Origin of the sequence: Cryobacterium sp. Sr8 (genome assembly GCF_004403225.1) — a bacterium.
Lineage (GTDB): Bacteria > Actinomycetota > Actinomycetes > Actinomycetales > Microbacteriaceae > Cryobacterium > Cryobacterium psychrotolerans.
Map to the genome: position 1 here is coordinate 57,833 of NZ_SOHO01000060.1, position 19,243 is coordinate 77,075.

The following is a 19,243-nucleotide window of genomic DNA, read 5'->3' on the forward strand; positions in this document are numbered from 1 at the left end:
TGTCCCTATGCCTCGATGTGCATTGCAACCGCACGGACTGGAGCGCCATCGGCTGCTTCAAAGGCTATCGGAAGCAGGGAAATCACCGGACGCGAGAAGCCGATGGCCGCCAGATTGGTGAGGTTCTCACTGATGACCCCGGATGCGGCGGCGATGAGGTGGTGCACGGGGAAGCCCTCGCCTGGGTGTGTGTCGTCCGGAGTCTCATCGATGTTGATCGCGTCGATGCCGAACGTGCGTATGCCGAGGCCGATGAGGCGCGCGCAGGCGGCGGCGTCGAGATAAGGGTTGTCGAAGTACAGCTCGGTGCCGTAGTGCTCGCTCCACCCCGTGTGCAGCAAGACAATCGAGCCCGTCTCCAGCTGATCGGCGACCGGCGCGATGTGCTCCCAGGTGATGCGACCCCGGGCTCCGACACCGCGCGCGTCGACGATGACACCGGGCCCGATGAAGCGCTCAAGAGGAAGCTCGTCGAGCTTCGGAGCGGATGCGTCGAAGTGGTAGGGAGCGTCGACATGCGTTCCGGTCTGGGAGCCGATGCTCACGCTCAGAAGGTTGAAGCCGTCCTGCTCAATCGTGCTGTGCACTGTGAATTGCGGGAGCGGGTCGCCGGGGTACACCTGCGTCCCGGCATTGACGACAACAGACAGGTCAACGACTTTGTTTATCCTCATGGTCAAAAACTATTGCATTCAGGGCAAGAAGACGACTACTGTCGAGCCAACTTCAATCCTGAGTCGGGCGTCGGTGTGGCCCTCTCCTCGCCCGGGCAATCCACTTGCCCCAACAAATCAAAGGTGATCACAATGAGCGACAACGATGTTGCTGTCGAGGACCGCGGTACGGTCGTCCTGAATGCCCGACCCAAAGCCACAGAGGTCGAGAGGCACGGTATCGACACGATCCCGGACGCCGACCGCACCTCCACATGGGTCGACCTGCTGCGGATCCAGTTCGGCGGCGCGAACACGTTCGCGACAGTGCTGCTCGGGACCTTTCCGATCGTGCTCGGACTTTCTTTCTGGCAAGCGGTCCTCGCGACGGTGACGGGCGTCTTAGTCGGTACCGTGTTCCTCATGCCGATGGGCCTGTTCGGACCGAAGACCGGCACGAACAACGCGGTCTCATCCGGGGCCTTCTTTGGTGTTCGCGGCCGCGTGGTCGGTTCGTTCCTGTCGCTCCTCACCGCCATCGCGTTCTATTCGATTTCGGTCTGGGTGAGCGGTGACGCCCTCGTTGGCGGGCTCAACCGTCTCGCCGGGATCCCGGATTCGATCGGCCTCCGCACCCTCGTCTACGGTGTCATTGGCGTCCTCGTGATCGTCGTCGTGGTCTACGGATTCCAGTTCATGCTCTTCGTCAACAAGACGGCCGTGATCGCGAACACGGCGCTCATCCTGCTGGCGGTCGTCGCCTTCTCCGGCACTTTCGACGCTGGCTACAACCCGGGCCCCTCGGCGTTCGCCCTCGGTGGCTTCTGGCCGACCTTCGTCGCCGCGGCCCTCATCGTCATGAGCAACCCGATCTCCTTCGGAGCTTTCCTCGGCGACTGGTCACGGTACATCCCGAAGAACACGCCGCAGCGGAAGCTGCTCATGGCCACCTTCCTCGGTCAGCTGCTCACCCTGGTGCCATTCCTGTTCGGCGTCGCCACCGCGACGCTCGTGGCCGGCAAGGCGGACTACGTCTTCGCCCTGATCCAGGCCTCGCCGATCTGGTACGCCGTGCTCCTGATGGCCGTCGCCTTCATCGGTGGGCTCTCGACCGGCACGACATCGCTCTATGGCACGGGGCTCGACTTCTCCTCGGTCTTTCCGAGGTTCAGCCGCGTGCAGGCCACGATCAGCATCGGCGTCATCGCTTTTCTCTTCATCCTCACCGGACGACTGTTCTTCGACCTTTTGGGCGCGGTCAACGCCTTCGTCGGAGCGATCATCGTGACGACGACGCCGTGGATGGTCATCATGGCAATCGGCTACTTCGTGCGCCGCGGTCACTTCGACGCCCGCAACCTACAGGTTTTCAACAAGGGCGAAATCGGCGGCACATACTGGTTCAATTCCGGCGTGAACTGGCGTGGCATGGTCGCCTGGATCGGGGCGGCCGTGATCGGCCTCCTCTTCGCCAACTACCCGCCCATCATCGTCGGCCCGTTCATTAATGCCGGTGGCGGCATCGACCTCAGCCTCGTCACCGCCGTCGTCGCCGGCGCCGTGCTCTACCTCGGCGCGCTGTGGCTCTTCCCCGAACCGCGTTACGTCTTCGACTCCGCCGGTCCGCGCCTGGTGCCGGCCGCGGCCGGAACTCCGCAAGACATCGTCTTGGACCACAGCTCCACGGCGGCAAAGACCACCGCACGCAGGGAGCTGGAAACCCAATGACAGCTGATTCGGCGAACGTCGCCCAGGTGCTCAGCGTCGTCGACGCGATTATCGACGACTTCGGCAACCACCGGCGGGACGCGTACTTCGCCCGGTTCTCACCGGACGCCACCTTCGTATTCCACACCGTCCCGCGCCGACTCGATTCCAGGAAAGCCTATGAGGAGCTGTGGGACGAGTGGGAGGCTTCGAGCGGCTTCCGAGTGCATGACTGCACCTCGACCGACCGGCACATACAGGTCTTCGGGAACGCCGCCGTCTTCAGCCACGACGTGACGTCGGTCGTGGAAGTCGACGGCCTCACCGACACGGTATTTGAACGTGAATCGATCGTCCTCGAAAAACGCGATGGCGTCTGGCTCTGCGTGCACGAGCACCTTTCCCAGAGGCCGGGCTCGTAACGACGACGCGCACTATGCCGCCACAAAGGGAGCCATCGTGGGCTTCAGTCGAAGCCTTGGCCTCGAGCGGGCCGACTCCGGAGTGATCGTCAACACGGTCGCGCCTGGGGCGGCCGACACGCCCATGCTCTCGAGTGATTCCCCGTGCCCGCCGCGCTGCCGTTCCGGCTCCATGGTCCGGGAGAGTGGTTCGCCGCGGTAGACGCGGCGCTGTCCCCGGTCCTCCGGCTCGTGCGAGCTGCGGTTCCGGCGCTCAGGCTCGGTGGAGACGGCCGGATCCCCACCATGGGCGCCGGTTGGGGTGCGACGAGCGGCCGAACTCGGCTGCGGCCGCGGCCGTGCACGGCGGCGTCGTCGCGTTCGTCAAGACCCTGGCAGCGCGATGCGCAGACGGTGACGCGGGGTCAAAGCAGCGTCAGCGTGGGACACGAGGACCTCCAGGTTCGTGGTGTGTTTGCCTTTGACAGCTCCCACTCCACTCCTGGAGGTCCTCGTTCACGTCCAACGACTACAGCGAGTCGTCACATCCACTCAACCAACCTGCCTGGGCAGTACAGCTAGACGGAGACGGAGGCGGCGCCGCCGTCGAGACGGGAGCCGGCGCCGGCTTGAGCGGGACACTCGTGCTGGGAGCGGGAACTGACGGGCTGTGGCTGGTGGGAGGTGCAGTCTGTCTAACAGGCGCATGCGCGGCGGGACGTTTCTGCGAGGCAATCGCCTCCGGCAGCAACGGCCCGATGATGTTCGGTGCTCCGAGGAACGCACTCCCGACCAGGCCCATATAGGCGACGACACCGGTGACGGTTATCAGCCCGGCAATCCGTGTGTGCCGCAGCCTGCGACCGGAAGCGTCCATGAACACCGGTCTGCCCGCGGCAGACCGGTCGCGTTCACGCTTCGCAGTCCGTAACGGCATCCGTCAAGGGGTATAGGAGGCCTGGTTAACGGAAGCTGGACCACTGACGCGCACCACTACGATCACCGAGCCACGCATCGGAAGCCCGAAGCGACGAACCGTTCAGCCAGTGTGCCCAGCGAGCGCCCATCTTGAGCGGGCACGATGTCGAGGTGCCGCAGGTCTCTGTCGAGGTCGATCCCTCACTCCGGTCCCTGCTGCCCAGGCGAGACCGGGGAGACCGCGTCGTGCGTGATGCAGCTCCCACAGAAACGGTGGCACACCTCCTTCAAGTCCTGGGCGTGCCGCTGACTGAAGTCGGGGCCGCATCCGTCGACGGCCGAAGGATCGGCCGCCAAGCACTGCGTACGACGCACATCGGACACTCGTCAACGCTCGACGTCGAAGCTCGGGGACGACCGCAGCCGAACTCCGGTCGCTTTCTGCTCGACGTACACCTCGGCACGCTGGCGCGACGGATGCGGCTGCTCGGCATCGATGCGGCGTATGAACCCGATGGCGATGACTCCAGCCTTGCCACCCGTTCCGCGACCGAGCAACGGGAACTGCTCACCCGAGACCGCGGACTGCTCTTCCGCAGAACCGTGCGCGACGGTGCGCTCATCCGCTCAGACGACGTGGACGCGCAACTCGATGACGTCCTCAGTCGCTTCGCCCCGCGACTCGCACCGTGGACGCGATGCTTGCGCTGCGGGGCACTCCTCGAAGAGGTGTCCGCCACAGAGGTCGCGACCGAGCTCGAGCCAGGGACCCGCCGCACCTATCGCTCGTTTTCGCGGTGCACCGGTTGTGGTCGGGTGTACTGGCGCGGCGCGCACAGCCGGCGCCTTGAGGAGCTGGTGCGCCGGGCCACCAGCTAGGGCAGAGGGCCGCGCCGCGCCAGGATCCGGGCGAAGAGGGCGTGGAGCAGCGGGAGCACAGAAACGGCGATGAGCACCGTTCCGATCACGGCATCCTCGGCGCGAAGCAGGATGCCGCCGATCAGCAGGGCGGCGAAGAGGATTGCCGAGACGATCCGCCGTCCCGTTCGCTCGAGGTCGGCCAGGCGACGCTCGAGCCGCGGGGTCTGCACCGAGACCGTACCCTCTTCGATCCGCGTCGTGAGGTTGTCGAGCCGCTGGGGCAGCCTGGCGATGATGCCCGCGGCCGACATCGCTTGCTTGCCGACCGCCTGCACCAGGTTCCCGCCCTCGGCACGGATCAGCTGGGCGGAATACGGCTCGACGGAATTCCAGATGTTGAAGGCGGGGTCGAGCGAACTGCACATCCCCGAGGTCAGCGACATCGCGCGCACGATGAGCAGAAAGTTCTCCGGAAGCTGAAACGGCAGCGAGCGCACCACATCACCGAACTCGAGGGCGAAGGCGCGGAACTCGCGCGGGTCGACATCCTGCAACTCGGCGAAACCCATCCCGCCGAACCGGGCGAACAGCTTCGTCATCGCCCGCTCGAGTTCCATGGTGTCAGCGGAGGGCAGGAGCACACCCACCTCGCGGATGCCGTCCACCATCCCCTTGCCGTTGCGTGACGCGGCGGCGATGAGCAGCTTCCGAAGACCCTCCCGCAGGGCATCGGGCACGTCGCCCATCATCCCGAAGTCGATAAAGGTGAACTTCCAGTCCCGGATGCCGCCCGCTCCGGGCACACCGGCGCCGACGAGCGGGGTCACGAAGATGTTGCCGGGGTGCGGGTCGGCGTGGAAGTAGCCGTGCACGAAGAGCTGGTCGAACATGACGGCCGCGAACTCGGTGGCCACTTCGGCCGGGTCGATGCCGGCTGCCCTCAGCCCGTCGACATCGTTGATCTTGATGGCGGTCACATCCTGCAGGGTCAGCACCCGCCTGGTGGTGCGCTCCCACACCAGGTCGGGAACGCCGACCCGGGCGTCACCTGCGAAGGACTGTGCGAACCGCTCGGCGTTCGCCGCCTCGTGCAGGTAGTCGATCTCCTCGAGACTCGTGACCGCGAACTCCTCGACGAGGGCGGGCACGTCGACGCGATCCGAGACCAGGCGAATGTGGCTGAGCCAGCGGGCGACCCGGCGGAGCGCGCTGAGGTCGACATCGACGATGGTGCTGATGCCCGGCCGTTGAATCTTGACGACCACGTCGAGCAGGCCGGTGTCGGCAGCATTCGTTTCGGAGAGCCGAGCGCGGTGCACTTGACCGAGGGATGCCGCCGCCACCGGGGTTGGATCGATGAACGAGAATGCTCGCTCGAGCGTCACGCCCAGTTCGGCTTCGGCGAGGGTTCGGATTGCCGGGAACGGCACCGGCGGAACCTCGTCCTGCAGACCCTCGAGCTCCTTCGTGATCTCCGGCGGCAGCACGTCGAGGCGCGACGACATGAACTGGCCGACCTTGATCATCAGGCCGCCCAGGTCGACGGCGAGCACGTGGAAGCGCTGCGCAATGCGCTGCAGGCGTGCCGACCTGTTTCGTGCCGCGACCCGCGCCAGCCCGACCCGCGGGAGAAACAGTTCGTACCACCATGTCTGCGCCAGATGGCGGGCGGCGAACCACAGGATCCTGCGGGTGCGGGCGCGCATGTTCCCGACGTCGGTCATCTGGTCTCCTTGATGCCGACGTGCTCTGGGCACTCGGTCAGTCCTGGGCGAGGATGGAATAGAGCTTACGACGTGCCTCATCCAGTACCGCAACGGCCTGTTTCACCTGCTCCGGCCTGCCCGTGCGCCCGACCTGTGCGGCTGCCTGGGCCAGGTCGATGCCGGCCTTGGGCAGCGCGCTCGCCCGCCCGCTGTCCCGAGCACTCGGCGCCTCCCACGGCGCAGGCTGATCCGCCGCGGCGTCCGCCATCCGTCGCCCCTCGTCGGTGAGCGAGTAGGTCTTGCGACCGTTGGACTCCTCCGCGCCGATGATGCCCTCGTCCGCGAGCAATTGAAGCGTTGGATACACCGAGCCGGGACTCGGCTTCCACGCACCGTTGCTGCGTTCCTCGATCTCCTGGATGATCTGGTAGCCGTGCATCGGCTTCTCGGCGAGCAGCGCAAGCACCGCCGCGCGCACGTCGCCGCGTCCCATTCGCGTGCCGGCCTTGCGGTCGAACTGGCCGCGCAGCTGGTCCATCGCGTCCCACACCACGGAACCTGGCCAGCCCTCGCCGCCGCCCCGGCGTGCCCCGAACCCATCCCCCATGAATGAATTGCTCATGATGTCCTCCTCAGCGCCACAGCCATCCAGGCTCGGCGATACTTAACGATATATCGGTCAACCTCGTGAAGCGAGACTGCATTCCCGTATTCGCAGGGAGTCCGGGCGCCTCGGTGCGGTGCGGCCCCCGAGGGGGAAGGTCGATCCGATGCGGCGGCGGGCGGCCCGCATATACGGACCGCCCGCCTCGTGCCGAAGAGCCTAAATGCTCTTATATACCGAAACGTAGTCAACGAGCATGGGTATCCCCGACTTTGTCAGCCCACTGGGGCGAGCCGGCCAGCTGCCGCCAATGGCCACATTGAGGATGATGAAGAAGCCGTGGCCGGTGGCATTGGCCCACGTCGTGGCGTCTACATCGCCCTGATTGACGATGTGGTAGACGACGCCGTCCACGGACCAACGGAGCTGTTCGCTCGCGCCGCTGCGGTCCCACTCAATTCGGTAGACATGGAACGCCGACTGGCACGTGGCATCTGGGCACGTCGTGCTGCCGCCGAGACCCGTGGTCTCGTTGCACGGACCGCCGGGGCTCGTGCCGCAGTGCAACGTCGCCCAGACCGTGTTCACGCCGTTGACGTTTTCCATGATGTCCATCTCGCCCAACGACGGCCAGTTCGTGTAGTTACCGCGGAATGGAGCGCCGAGCATCCAGAACGCCGGCCAGTAGCCCTGCGCCGCTGTGCCGGTGACGTTCGGCATCTGGATGCGGGCCTCGACTGCCATCACCTTGCCAGGGTCGGGCTGGAAGTCTGTGCGCTGGGTTTCGATACGACCTGAGGCCCAGTTCTTCTGGGTGTCGCGGATGGGTTTGATGTTGAGGTTGCCCTTGCCGCGCCAACAGCCGCGCGGCGGTTAACCCGGAGACGCCCGCACCGATGACAACGGTGTCAAAGTTCTTCATTGGGTCAGAGTAGCAACCCGCCCCGGATGCGACAAAGCCCTGATGAGAGGCCCCGACGACACGCGGCGTTCTCCCCTCCCCCGCACTCGGTCCCGGCCGCGCCTCGATCTATTGCAGCCGGGTGGATTTGGTCATGCGAGCGCGGAACCCGCCGCTGATCTGCACGAACGTGGACAGGTGCTGGCCCAGGAGGTGATCCAGTGATGCGAGGGAGGAATCGATAACGTCCCCGACGTCTTTGGGAGAAACTCCCCGCCGGCATGTGACGACGACTTTCAGTACGGGTGTGTTCCGAACCTGGTAGGTCGAGACATGGGAGGCGACCAGCTCGGGCTTGGTGTCGAGAAAGTTCTGCAGCGACTGCTCGGCGAACGCGGCGTCGATGGCGACCCCGCCGTGCTCGCCGGGTTCGCTGCGGAGCAGGTGCCTGGTGCGCCCGTTGCCTTGTCGCAGGATGAATACGATCAGCAGCACGACCAACACGATCAGCACAGCCACGCCCGCCACCGAGAGCCAGCTGCTCGAGGTTCCGGGAATCGTCGCGGCCGCGAACGTGTCCGCGATCTGCTGAGACACATCCGGGGCAGCGCGTCGCCACCCGGATCGCACCGGGCCGGCGATCCCGAGGAGAATGCTCCCGGCACCGACGGCCAGGGTGATCATGCCGATGACGAGGATGAGGATCCGGTTCGTGGCACGGTTGGTGTCGTTCACGCGCCAACCTTCGCTTCCTTCTGCACCGACACCCGTGCGTGCAACGCCGGGGCGGCCTGATAGCGCTCCAGCATCTCAGTGACCGCGTGTTCGATTGCATCTTTGTCCACGGACTGCCCCGAGGTGGGCCGGATGCGCACCGACGCCGACCGTCGGGAAACACGGACCTCGACATCATCCGGATCAATATTGCCGGCGTAGGAAGCCTGCCGTGCCAGCGCTGAAGCGATGACCTCGTCATCGACGACGATCGCGCTGCGCTGCGACGGAAGCACATGGCGGGCACGCCGACCGGCCGAGACAGACACGACCACCAAAATCAACCCGATGATTGCCACGATCACACCGGCGATGATGACGGGCACGGTCGGATACCGACCGATCGCGACGACCCCGCGGCCCATGTCGACAGGGGCAACCAGCAGGGCAGGCCGCCCCAGCAGGGCGAGCACGATTTCGGTGCCCAGCCACGCGCAGACCAGGATGAGGATGACCGCGAGGACGATGGCCAATCCCGACCGGGGCGAATGCGTTTCACGACGAATCACCCGGGCGTAGGTAGCTTGCTCGGATGTCATTTCACTCTCCTCTGCGGGGTGACGTCCGCACCGGTGATCTCCACCATCACGCGTGCCACCGCGGATCCGGTGATCCTTTGAACGTGCTCTCGGATGTTCTCCTGCGCCCGATTCGCCCGCTCCAAGACCGGGCCGCCACCGTCTGCGACTCGGGCTGGATCTTCGCGGATCTCCTCCAATGACGGGACCGGCAACGGTGTCTTGACCCACAGACTCAGCTCGCCGCGCGCATCCTCAATCTGCAGCGACACCCGCTTCTGCTCAACACCGAACGCATCCGCAGCGACCGCAGACACAATCTTCTCCAGAGCACGCGCGGTGATCCTCGTGCGCCCCCGCTGGACGGCACGGGACGAGAACTCTGCATCGCTCATGACGAGGAGCGCCTACCTCGGACGGCATCCACAACACCCGGGAGGTCGAGCTTGCCGTCAACGATTCGGCCGACGATCCCGCCCACGATCATCCCCACCAGGACGAGCACGAACGCGCCAAAGCCCAACGTGATCCACACGATCACGAGTATGGCCCCGATCAGGATCCCGGCCGTGGTGGCGTTCACTGGACACGCTTCTCGGTGTCGTCGTCATCATCGGCGGGAATGTGCACGTCGTTGATGGTCACGTTCACCTCGGTGACCTCCATGCCCACGATTGTCTCAATCGCGCGGATCACCGACTGTCGGACACGCTCGGCCAGATCCTGCAAGGGCAGCGGGTACTCGGCAACCATGGTCACATCCACTGCGACCTGCGTCTCGCCAACTTCAACGCTGATGCCCTGCGACTGCGATTCCGCACCGGCCAGCCCGCGGATGGCACCGACCACCCGCTGCGCCCCGCCACCGAGCGCATAAACGCCTGCGACGTCTTTCGCGGCGATCCCGGCGACCTTCGCGACCACGCTATTTTCAATCGTCGTCTTACCGGTGCCGCTGTCCTGAGTGTGGGACGCGCTTGATGTTGTTGTGTCAGACATGTCAAGCTCCTTAGTCTTATCGAACGCGAACTGCGCCCGAGCATGTGTTTTCACCAGTAGCGCGCGACCAACCAGACATGTCAAGCCCCCGGATTCTGTTGCCCTACATCTCCCACAACTCCGGCCTCCGCGCGAACCGTGCGCACAACCAACGCCGACTCGCGTGACACCCCACAACTCCACGTACACGATCACGAGGCACACCGTTTCGCGAGCGATGATTCATCACCCGGATCCTGTCTTGCCAGCCGTGACCGTGGTACTGTCCACCCTGAAAAATCGATCTACGTATGACTGTGAGCGAAGTGTCGTTTTCATTTCACAACGAAGGAGGCCCCCATGAGTGGTCGCAACACATTCGTCAGAAGCTTGCACGATCTCGGACTAGCCGCATGGTTTGGCGGTTCCCTGATGGGTGCCGTCGGCCTGAACGGTGCGACAGCCGAGGCATCGTCACCCCGCGAGCGGCTCCGGCTTTCGTCGCTCGGCTGGGCCAAATGGGCGCCGGTACAGATAGCTGCGCTCCTCGCCCACGGTATCGGCGGCATCGGGCTCATCAGAGCCAACAAGACCCGCCTCTCCGCGCAGGAGGAAAGCCGAACCAACACGACCTGGAAGATCATCGTGACCGTCCTCGCCGGTGCGACCACCGCATACTCCGGAATTCTCGGCCGGACCATCAACGACCACCAAGGCGAACCGACCGAGGGCGTCACCGAACCCGCGCACGGTAGCTCCGACCGCCTCGCGTCGGCGCAGCGTCAGCAGCGCATCCTGCAATGGGCCACCCCCGCACTCACACTCGTCATCATCGTGCTTGCCGCACAGCAGGGAGAGCAGCAGAGACCGATCGCAGGACTCTTGCAGACCACCATCAAGAACTTCCGGAAATAAGGGGTCGGCTGAACCCCTCTCCGGCAGCAGCGTCACGCCCGCCTCCCCTCGGGCGAGCCTACCGACGCCGAATCACCAGCTCTCTTCGCCGGCCCCGCCCACCGGCGGGGCCGGCGTCCACCCCCAAACCGGAAGGACACCGTGTTCCGCTTCCTTCGCTACCTCCCCGCAATCCTGCCGATCGTGTTGCGCGTCCTCCGCAACCGGAAAGCCCGAGAAAACACCCCAGCGACCGCGCACACAACCCGACCGAAACCACGACCCTGACCGTCACCATCACACTCGGCAACAGCTACAGATCACGAACTGCACACAAAAGCCTCATCGACCGGCTGGATCCGCTCGCGCGCCTCGGCCTCGTGGGCCAGGCCCCTGCGGCCACACAGCGGCGGGTTCAGAGCTGGGCGGAGAGCCACTCGTTGATCTCCATCAACAGGGGGGCCTGGGCATCCGCTGTCAGGAAGGATGCCCGCACCGCGTTGCGGGCGAGGGTTGCGACCTCCTCGGCACCGAAACTGAGGGTGTCGGTGAGGGCCGTGAAGTTGTCGTCGAGGTAACCGCCGAAGTACGCCGGGTCATCGGAGTTAACGGTGACGGCCAGTCCGCGGGCCAGCATCGCCGGCAGCGGGTGGTCGGCGAGCGTGTCGACCACGCGCAGCCGCACGTTCGAGAATGGGCACACGGTGAGCGGGATCTGGTGCTTGACCAGGTGTTCCACGAGCACGTCATCTTCGAGGCTGCGGACGCCGTGGTCAATACGCGACACCTGCAACAGCTCGAGCGCCTGCCACACATACGCCGGCGGGCCCTCCTCACCGGCGTGCGCCACACACTGCAGACCGTGCTCGCGGGCAAGCGCGAAGACCTCGACAAAGTCGATCGGCGGATGCCCGACCTCGGCCGAGTCCAGCCCGATGCCCACGATCGGTGCCCGCATCTCGATGAGGTCGTGCATCATCGTGAGGGCCTCGGCGGCCTCACGGTCGCGCAAAAAGGTCACGATCAGGGCCGAAGATACTCCGAATTCGGCTTCGCTCTCGGCAAGCGCCGACGCCACCCCGTTCACGCAGGTTGCGAGGTCCACCCCGCGCACGGTGTGCGCCTGCGGGTCCATAAAGATCTCGGCGTGCCGCACGCCGGCCGCCTGCGCGCGCCGCAGATAGGCGCGGGTCAGATCGGCGAAGTCGGCCTCGGTCTGCAGCACCGCCATGTTGGCGTAGTACAGGTTCAAGAACGACTGGAGGTCGGTGAATTCGTACTGCCGGCGCAGCTCCTCAATGTCGGCCCAGGGCAAGCGGATGCCGTTGCGCTCTGCGAGCTGCATAATCAGCTCCGGCTCCAGCGTCCCTTCTATATGCAGGTGCAGTTCGACCTTGGGCAGGTCGTGAATCTGGGCGGGAGTCAGCATGTGAGGGGCCTTCCGGTGGCGGGCATCCGTTGTGGCAACGGCCGGGGTCAGCGGCCGCCGGGCAGCCGGCGGCCGCGCTGTTCGAGCGCCGCGGTCCCGTAGGGGTAGTCCGAGACGGCGGGGGCGCTGACCTTGCTCAACCGCTCGAGCTGCGTCGGGCTCAGCGCCACGGATGCCGCGTCCAGGTTCTCGCTCAGTTGAGCCACCGTGCGCGCCCCCAGGATCACCGCGGTGACGCCCGGTTGCGCTTCGAGCCACGCCAGGGAGACCTGCCCGCTCGTCGCACCGATCTCTGCGGCCACCGCGGCGACGGTGTCGACGATCCTCCAGGTGCGGTCGAGTTCATTGCGCGGCAGCCACGCTTCCATGCCGCGCTGCGGGTCCTCGCCGAGGCGGGTGGCGCCGGTCGGGTCCACGTCGCGCTGGTATTTGCCGGTGAGCCAGCCGCCGCCGAGGGGCGACCAGGGCAGCAGCCCGAGGCCGGCGTCGAGGGCGGCTGGCACGATTTCGCTCTCGATTTCGCGGACCAGCAGGCTGTATTGCGGCTGGAGGGTGACCGGCGGGGTGAAGCCGAGCGCCTGTGCCCGGTGCGCGGCCTTGGTGAGCTGCCATCCGGTGAAGTTGGAGACGCCCCAGTAGCCGATCTTGCCCCCGCGGATGGCGTCGTCGAGGAAGCGCAGGGTTTCCTCGAGCGGGGTGACCGGGTCCCAGGCGTGCAGTTGGTAGAGGTCGATGTGTTCGGTGCCGAGGCGGCGCAGGGAGTCATCGAGGGCGCGAATCAGGTGGCGGCGGCTGGTGCCGAGGTCGTTGGGCCACTACCCATGGGAAAACGGCCCTTGGTGGTGAGCACGATCTGCTCGCGTTCCACCGGGTGCGCCGCGAGCCAGGTGCCGATGATCTGTTCTGAGACGCCGGCGCTGTAGACATCCGCGGTGTCGACGAGAGTGCCGCCGGCGGCCACAAAGGTGTCGAGCAGCGCGTGGGAGGTGTTGGAGTCGGCCTCCGCGCCGAAGGTCATCGTACCGAGGGCGTAGGTCGAGACGACCGCCCCGCTGTTTCCGAGAGTGCGATAGCGCATGTATGCGTCCTGTCCGTCGGTGAATGGGCGTGCCCCCCTAGTCTGCCCCGTGGCAGCCAGGCGGTCTCACTCATGCCGAGACGCGGCTTCAGACCACCGACTATTCAGTACGTCGCCGCGAACACGCTCACGCTCTCGGTGTGGCTTTCGGATTCATGGGCTCGGCGCGCGCACTGGGTATCGAAGAAACACGATCGGTGATAAGCCTGAGAGGATACCTGCGCCTACTGCCGAATCAAGGAGCCACGATGACGGACCATGACGCCCGCGAACCTGAACTGCGTGACTGGAGCCGCCAGCTCACCCAGGCCCTGCAGATTCTCGACCTTCAGGTTGATCGCAATCTGCTGCTTGACCTCGCGGCGGAATCGAGCGTTGTCAGCCCGTCAGCGGGTCCCATCAGCACCTTCGTTGTCGGCTACGCGGCCGGACTAGCGGCGGCTACGGGCGAGAAAAACGCGACAGCGGCCGTGGAATCAGCCGCCGCCGTGGCACGGCAGGTCCTCGCAGAGCCCACCGCAACCGGCTGGGCTGACACGGCTCAGTAACCCTGGCGACCTGGGTGGTCCGGGTGGTCCGGGGCCGCGCGGCCGAGAGCCGTGCCCCGGCGGTCAGCTCGGCAGGGCCGCCCCCGACCGGTTACGAGCCGCGTTAGGCGCTTTGTCCGCATCCGCTTCCACCGGATCGAGCCGCACGATCACCGCCTTCGACACGGGGGTATTGCTGCCCTCGGCGAGGTGAGAAAGCGGAACCAGAACATTCGCCTCGGGATAGTAGGCCGCGGCACATCCGCGAGCGGTGGGGTAGGACACCAAGCGGAATTTCCGCAGGACCCGCGGGATCTTGTCGCTGAACACCCCGTGCACATCCACGAACTGGCCATCGATAAGGCCCAGCTCGGCGAGGTCATCGGGGTTCACGAAGACCACGTGGCGGCCATTTTTGATGCCGCGATACCGGTCGTTGTGCCCGTAGATCGTGGTGTTGAACTGGTCGTGCGAGCGCAGCGTCTGCAAAATGAGGGTGCCCGGCGGGCGATCGACGGGCTCGAGATCGTTGACGGTGAGTATTGCCTTGCCGATGGGCGTGGGAAAGGTGCGCGAGTCCCGCGGGCCGTTGGGAAGCATGAATCCGCCTTCCTGACGGATCTTCTGGTTGTAGTTTTCGCATCCGTCGACCACGTGGGAGATGTGGTCGCGAATGAGGTCGTAGTTCTGCTCGAAACCGTCCCAGTCGACCTTCACTTTGTCATCGAGAACGGCCCGCGCCAGCCTGGAGATGATCGCCACCTCCGAAAGGAGGCCGGGTGCCACCGGATCGATTTTTCCCCACGACGGATGCACGGCGCTGACGGTGTCCTCGACCGACACGAACTGCGGCCCTGAGGTCTGCATGTCGATCTCGGTGCGGCCCATCGTGGGCAGGATGAGTGCCTCGGCGCCGGTGACCACATGGGACCGGTTGAGTTTCGTGGACACCTGCACGGTCATCTCGGCGCCCCGCATGGCGGCCTCGGCCGCGTTCGTATCGCTGATTGCCGCGACCAGGTTTCCACCGAGCGCCATGAACACCTTGATGTCACCGTCGCGCAGCCCTGTGATTGTCTCGACGGCGTCCGCACCGTGTTCCCGGGGCGGTTCAAACCCGAACTCCCGCTCGAGGGCGTTCAGGAATGCCGGCGGCATTTGTTCCCAGATGCCCATGGTGCGGTCACCCTGCACATTGCTGTGACCGCGAATCGGGGAGGCGCCTGCGCCGGGTTTGCCGATGTTTCCGCGCAACAAGAGCAGATTGATGATCTCTTTGATGGTCGCGACAGCCTTCTTCTGCTGCGTCAGGCCCATGGCCCAGGTCACGATCACGCGATCGGCCTTGAGATAGCGTGCGGCCAATTCGTCGATCTCGTGTTCCTCAAGTCCCGTGGCCTCGAGCACGGTCTGCTCGTCGAGCAGGTTCAGGTGCCGGGTGAGATCTTCCAGGCCAAAGCAGTACTTCGCCAGGAACTCGTGGTCCAGCACAGTTCCGGGATTCTGCGCCTCGGCGGCCAGCACCTTTTTGGAGACCGCCTGCAGCAGCGCCATGTCGCCGCCCAGCCGGATCTGCACGTGCTGGTCGGCGATGGGGGTGCCGCGTCCGATGATTCCCTTGACCCGCTGCGGGTTTTTGTACCGTTGCAGGCCGGCCTCCGGCAGGGGATTGACGGCGACGATCTCCGCGCCGGAGTCCTTCGCCTCTTCCAGGGCCGTCAGCATCCGCGGATGGTTCGTTCCCGGATTCTGACCCATAATGATGATGAGATCGGCCTGGGCAAAGTCGTCGTAGCTGATCGTGGCCTTGCCGATGCCCAGCGTCTGGCCCATGGCCCATCCGGTTGACTCATGGCACATGTTGGAACAGTCAGGCAGGTTGTTCGTGCCGAAAGCGCGCACGAAGAGTTGGTAGGCGAACGCGGCCTCATTCGAGGCGCGCCCGCTCGTGTAGAAGGCGGCCTCGTCCGGGGATTTGAGACCGTTGAGCTTCGTGGCCAACACGGAGAACGCGTCGGCCCAGCTGATCGGTCGGTAGTGGTTCTCGCCTGCGGGCTTATAGACCGGCTCGGTGAGGCGCCCCTGCATTCCGAGCCAATATTCCGACTTCTCCAGCAGGTCGTCAATGGAATGCTGGGCCCAGAAGTCCGATTCGATGATGACCGGAGTGGCCTCCCAGGTGACGGCTTTCGCGCCGTTCTCGCAGAATTCGAAGGCCTTGCGGTGATTCGGGTCGGGCCAGGCGCAACTGGGGCAGTCGAAGCCGTCTTTCTGGTTGAGGGCGAGCATCGTCTTGCCGGTGCGGATGACGCCCAGTTTTTCCAGCGCCGGTTTCATGGAGTGGTACACGCCGGGCACGCCCGCGGCCCAGTCTTTCGGTTTTGTGACCTCGAGGTCGGTGTCGTCTGGCTCTGACACTGAGGGATGCTCGCGAGTCATGGTCCCTACCCTTCCGACAGCCCCACTTAAGCTGTGTCCTTCAGCAGTAACAGCCTTGGCCAGGTGTTGCAAGACCTCAGCCGGGATTGGAGGCGAAGAGCCTGCTCGCTCTGGAGTGAAAAACGAAAGGTTCTCACCCCCCAAGGATCGCTAGAGGTGGGTTGTCGAGCCCGTACTGCCGGGGCGGAGCTCTTCGCGGGGCTCGGACGTGTCGGCACGAGCGGAGTGGCGCACCATCGATCGAGCCACCGACTGGAGTGTCGCGGAGAATGTGTCGAGTTCGGTGCGATCCAGGTCGCTCGTGGCCGCCTCAAGGAGCGCGACGAAGTCGCGATGGACATCGCGCATCATCTGGTGCGCGAGAGGCGTGAGTTCGAGGTAGAGGCTCCGACGATCGTTCGGATTGTTGAGCCGGTGGAGCAGCCCTGAATCGACGAGTCGGCGTGAGATGAAGGTGACCGCTGCGGTGGTCATATTCAGGTAGCCGGCGAGTTTCTTGGGCGTGACGCTCACTTCGGCAGCGACCCGGAACAGTGCGCGAAGCTCGCTGGCGGTGAGCCCAGCTGCATCCGCGCCGGCTGGTCCACCTGCGTTCACCCCTCGTGAGCTCCGGCTCGGCGCGACCGGCATGGGACTCGGCCTCGTCGTCGGCATTGTCGGCTCGCTTCTCGTCGCATCCGTTGCCGGCGGTATCGGATCGCTCGTGACGTCCAGCCCGATGGCGGCCGCAGCCACGGAATGCGACGTTGAAACAAACTCCTGGATCAACGTCGGCGACGAAGGCCGAAGCATCTCGATGAACAGCGAGGGCGAGGAGGCGGAGGGCGCCGACATTTCCGATATCGCCTGCATCTTCGGCGAACTCGACACCCCCGACAGCGTCATCAACCGTCTGGAGGGCACCCGCGCCCTCGACGGACGCCAGACGGCGACCTGGGATGACTTCTCCGCTTCGTGGGGGTACCACCCCGACAACGGCCTCGACATCGTGATCGAGGTCGTGGAGAAATGACCGGCGACGCCCGCCGAACGGCTGGCGCATCCGCGCCAAGCACCTCAATCGCAGCCAACACAAGGAGATCAACACCATGAGCGACAACCAGCACTCGACCCCAGCCGGCATCCCGAACGATCAGCGGGAACAGCCGATCCCCCCGATCTACCCAGCAGCGCAGGAGAACGCCCCCGTGGGCGCCGTCAACGCGATCGCATCGGACAAGTCCTTCGTGGTCACCTGGCTGTTCGCCTGGCTGCTCGGGCTCTTCGCCGTGGACCGTTTCTACCTCGGCAAGGTCGGCACGGGCCTGCTCAAACTGTTCACCCTCTCCGGGTTCGGCATCTGGTGGCTCGTCGACCTGATCCTCGTGCTCGCCGGCGCCCAGCGGGACAAGCAGGGCCGGAAGCTCGCCGGGTACGACGCCAACAAGAAGATCGCCTGGATCATCACGGCCGTCGGGATCGTGCTGTGCATGATCATCTCGGGTGTCACCAACGCGGCGAGCCCGGGCGACAGCCCGGCGGCCGTCGCTCCCCTGGAGAACGAGGATGCGTCGGCGCCCGTCGAGGAGGCACCACTAGAAGAGCCGCCCGCGGAGGTCGCGACCGTTCAGTCCTGGGCGGACGACAGCTTCGGCACCTTCGCGCCCGTCACGCAGACCGGCACCGGCGACAACCTCGTCACCCTGCCGGCCGGCGCCACGGCCGGAATCGTCACCGCCACCCACGACGGCGGCAGTAACTTCGCGATCTCGGTGTTGGATGCGTCCAACGCCTCCACCGGTCAGCTTCTGGTGAACACCATCGGCAGGTACGCGGGGACGAGCGCCTTCGGCTTCAACTCCCTCGGCGATGGCGTGACTCTTGAGATCTCGGCAGACGGAAAATGGAGCGTGACCATCGCTCCGGTCTCCGCGGCACCGGCGCTCCTCGCCTCGGGCGCCGGAGACCGAGTGTTCCTCTATGAAGGGCCCGCTGGGAAGCTCGCTGCCACGCATGCGGGTTCCAGCAACTTCGCGGTGACCGAGCAGACTGGGGAGGACTTCAGCTTCGGTCTGCTCATCAATGAGATCGGAGCATACTCGGGCACGGTCCCGCTCAGCTCCGGACCTTCGGTGATCGTGGTCAACGCCGACGGCCAGTGGACGCTCAAGGCTGAATAGCGTCCACGCGTTAACGAGAAATCGCTCCTGAGGATCCTCAGGAGCGATTTCTTTTGGTTCTGTTCTGTGGGCTGTTCGCGAAACTCGTGATGGTACGGATCGCGAGGCGCCAGAAACCGCATTTTCCTCCGCGTCCCTCGTGATTCTCCTTCACAGTTGACGGACGGTGAGTTGCTGATGCGGCGGCGGATCCCCTCGTCGATCACGCATGCGACTCAAGATGGGCGGAACGGCAGCGAGGATGCCGCAAGACGGTGGTCCTTGTGAAACCCGAAGGAGCCAGGCAAACCTGCAGCCGTCCCGCCAAGGGTTCCATGTGGAACTCGCTGCAACTCCGCAATTTGATCACCGTCCATCATGGTTGGTGGCCCTATTTTCAGTAGGCGTTTTTAGCCCTGTTTTCAGTCGGCGTCAACACAGGCCACCGCCTGAAGAACTGCGGGTCGTTGGCTCGGGCGCCGGAGGCGGGAACTCCTCCGGGAATGTCTGTATGCCGTGCGTTTGGTCGCCCACGCACTTCGGTACGCTGGCTCATTCCAGTCAGTTCCGGCCATTGTCAGGTTCAAGTAGATCGTCATCTGACCCGTGCTAGGTGTTGTTCCCACGGAGGTTGTGTGCGTGGCGTGAGCTAAAAAGGTGAGGACCTCCGGTATCGATTGGGTTACCACACTCAAGCCGATGCCACGGAGGCCCTCA

At 65.1% G+C, this 19,243-nt stretch carries 20 protein-coding genes and 1 pseudogene; 8 read left to right on the top strand and 13 right to left on the bottom strand.

Annotated features, from left to right (window positions below):
• Window positions 1-5: 5 nt before the first annotated feature.
• Complete coding sequence (locus E3T54_RS12540; protein ID WP_134475983.1) at window positions 6-674, bottom strand: cyclase family protein; 669 nt, start codon at window positions 672-674, stop codon at window positions 6-8.
• 132 nt (window positions 675-806) lie between these two features.
• Here E3T54_RS12540 and E3T54_RS12545 point away from each other — a divergent pair, with 132 nt between their 5' ends.
• The 4 genes from E3T54_RS12545 to E3T54_RS12560 all read left to right on the top strand — a co-directional run bounded on the left by E3T54_RS12545 (window position 807) and on the right by E3T54_RS12560 (window position 4,558).
• A complete protein-coding gene (locus tag E3T54_RS12545; RefSeq protein ID WP_134475984.1) occupies window positions 807-2,381 on the top strand; it encodes a cytosine permease in 1,575 nt (524 codons plus the stop codon).
• Window positions 2,378-2,782: a nuclear transport factor 2 family protein gene (locus tag E3T54_RS12550; protein WP_134475985.1), complete on the top strand. Its 405-nt coding sequence runs from the start codon at window positions 2,378-2,380 to the stop codon at window positions 2,780-2,782. The genes E3T54_RS12545 and E3T54_RS12550 overlap by 4 nt, the downstream gene beginning before the upstream one ends.
• On the top strand, window positions 2,730-2,984 hold the full coding sequence (locus E3T54_RS12555; RefSeq protein WP_134475986.1) for an SDR family NAD(P)-dependent oxidoreductase: 255 nt from the start codon (window positions 2,730-2,732) through the stop codon (window positions 2,982-2,984). Before E3T54_RS12550 ends, E3T54_RS12555 begins: the two co-directional genes overlap by 53 nt.
• A gap of 866 nt (window positions 2,985-3,850) precedes the next feature.
• Window positions 3,851-4,558, top strand: a complete 708-nt coding sequence (locus E3T54_RS12560) for a Mut7-C RNAse domain-containing protein (protein WP_134475998.1) — start codon at window positions 3,851-3,853, stop codon at window positions 4,556-4,558.
• On the opposite strand, the gene E3T54_RS12565 is transcribed toward E3T54_RS12560, so the two are convergent.
• The 8 genes from E3T54_RS12565 to E3T54_RS12600 form a co-directional block, all read right to left on the bottom strand.
• Entirely contained in the window at window positions 4,555-6,264 is a 1,710-nt protein-coding gene (locus E3T54_RS12565) for an AarF/ABC1/UbiB kinase family protein (protein ID WP_134475987.1), read from the bottom strand. The genes E3T54_RS12560 and E3T54_RS12565 overlap by 4 nt on opposite strands.
• A gap of 37 nt (window positions 6,265-6,301) precedes the next feature.
• On the bottom strand, window positions 6,302-6,868 hold the full coding sequence (locus E3T54_RS12570) for a PadR family transcriptional regulator (protein WP_134475988.1): 567 nt from the start codon (window positions 6,866-6,868) through the stop codon (window positions 6,302-6,304).
• 201 nt (window positions 6,869-7,069) lie between these two features.
• Complete coding sequence (locus E3T54_RS12575; protein ID WP_241977211.1) at window positions 7,070-7,594, bottom strand: family 16 glycosylhydrolase; 525 nt, start codon at window positions 7,592-7,594, stop codon at window positions 7,070-7,072.
• 286 nt (window positions 7,595-7,880) lie between these two features.
• A complete protein-coding gene (locus tag E3T54_RS12580) occupies window positions 7,881-8,486 on the bottom strand; it encodes a hypothetical protein (protein WP_134475990.1) in 606 nt (201 codons plus the stop codon).
• Window positions 8,483-9,064 (bottom strand): DUF6286 domain-containing protein, encoded by a 582-nt coding sequence (locus E3T54_RS12585; protein ID WP_134475991.1) that lies wholly within the window; start codon window positions 9,062-9,064, stop codon window positions 8,483-8,485. Before E3T54_RS12585 ends, E3T54_RS12580 begins: the two co-directional genes overlap by 4 nt.
• Window positions 9,061-9,438: a hypothetical protein gene (locus E3T54_RS12590; RefSeq protein WP_092324448.1), complete on the bottom strand. Its 378-nt coding sequence runs from the start codon at window positions 9,436-9,438 to the stop codon at window positions 9,061-9,063. The genes E3T54_RS12585 and E3T54_RS12590 overlap by 4 nt, the downstream gene beginning before the upstream one ends.
• Window positions 9,435-9,626 carry a hypothetical protein gene (locus E3T54_RS12595; protein WP_092324447.1) on the bottom strand — a complete coding sequence of 64 codons (192 nt, stop codon included), beginning with the start codon at window positions 9,624-9,626 and terminating at the stop codon, window positions 9,435-9,437. The genes E3T54_RS12590 and E3T54_RS12595 overlap by 4 nt, the downstream gene beginning before the upstream one ends.
• On the bottom strand, window positions 9,623-10,042 hold the full coding sequence (locus E3T54_RS12600) for an Asp23/Gls24 family envelope stress response protein (RefSeq protein ID WP_092324519.1): 420 nt from the start codon (window positions 10,040-10,042) through the stop codon (window positions 9,623-9,625). Before E3T54_RS12600 ends, E3T54_RS12595 begins: the two co-directional genes overlap by 4 nt.
• 339 nt (window positions 10,043-10,381) lie before the next feature.
• On the opposite strand from E3T54_RS12600, the gene E3T54_RS12605 reads away from it, so the two are divergent.
• Complete coding sequence (locus E3T54_RS12605; RefSeq protein ID WP_092324445.1) at window positions 10,382-10,936, top strand: hypothetical protein; 555 nt, start codon at window positions 10,382-10,384, stop codon at window positions 10,934-10,936.
• Window positions 10,937-11,330: 394 nt separating this feature from the next.
• Here the strand turns inward: E3T54_RS12605 and E3T54_RS12610 are convergent, their stop codons facing one another.
• Both E3T54_RS12610 and E3T54_RS12615 read right to left on the bottom strand, forming a co-directional pair.
• Window positions 11,331-12,344 carry an adenosine deaminase gene (locus E3T54_RS12610; RefSeq protein WP_134475992.1) on the bottom strand — a complete coding sequence of 338 codons (1,014 nt, stop codon included), beginning with the start codon at window positions 12,342-12,344 and terminating at the stop codon, window positions 11,331-11,333.
• Window positions 12,345-12,391: 47 nt separating this feature from the next.
• Window positions 12,392-13,422 (bottom strand): annotated as a pseudogene (locus tag E3T54_RS12615) (aldo/keto reductase).
• Between the two features lie 248 nt (window positions 13,423-13,670).
• Here E3T54_RS12615 and E3T54_RS12620 point away from each other — a divergent pair.
• Window positions 13,671-13,970, top strand: coding sequence for a DUF6457 domain-containing protein (locus tag E3T54_RS12620; RefSeq protein ID WP_134475993.1), 300 nt, complete (start codon window positions 13,671-13,673; stop codon window positions 13,968-13,970).
• Window positions 13,971-14,033: 63 nt separating this feature from the next.
• Here E3T54_RS12620 and E3T54_RS12625 read toward each other — a convergent pair whose 3' ends face one another.
• Both E3T54_RS12625 and E3T54_RS16865 read right to left on the bottom strand, forming a co-directional pair.
• Window positions 14,034-16,388, bottom strand: coding sequence for an FdhF/YdeP family oxidoreductase (locus tag E3T54_RS12625; RefSeq protein ID WP_134475999.1), 2,355 nt, complete (start codon window positions 16,386-16,388; stop codon window positions 14,034-14,036).
• Between the two features lie 150 nt (window positions 16,389-16,538).
• Window positions 16,539-16,985, bottom strand: coding sequence for a MarR family winged helix-turn-helix transcriptional regulator (locus E3T54_RS16865; protein ID WP_166784379.1), 447 nt, complete (start codon window positions 16,983-16,985; stop codon window positions 16,539-16,541).
• Between the two features lie 31 nt (window positions 16,986-17,016).
• Here E3T54_RS16865 and E3T54_RS16870 point away from each other — a divergent pair, with 31 nt between their 5' ends.
• On the top strand, window positions 17,017-17,400 hold the full coding sequence (locus E3T54_RS16870) for a hypothetical protein (protein WP_166784380.1): 384 nt from the start codon (window positions 17,017-17,019) through the stop codon (window positions 17,398-17,400).
• 76 nt (window positions 17,401-17,476) lie between these two features.
• A complete protein-coding gene (locus tag E3T54_RS12635) occupies window positions 17,477-18,547 on the top strand; it encodes a TM2 domain-containing protein (RefSeq protein WP_134475995.1) in 1,071 nt (356 codons plus the stop codon).
• Window positions 18,548-19,243 lie beyond the last annotated feature (696 nt).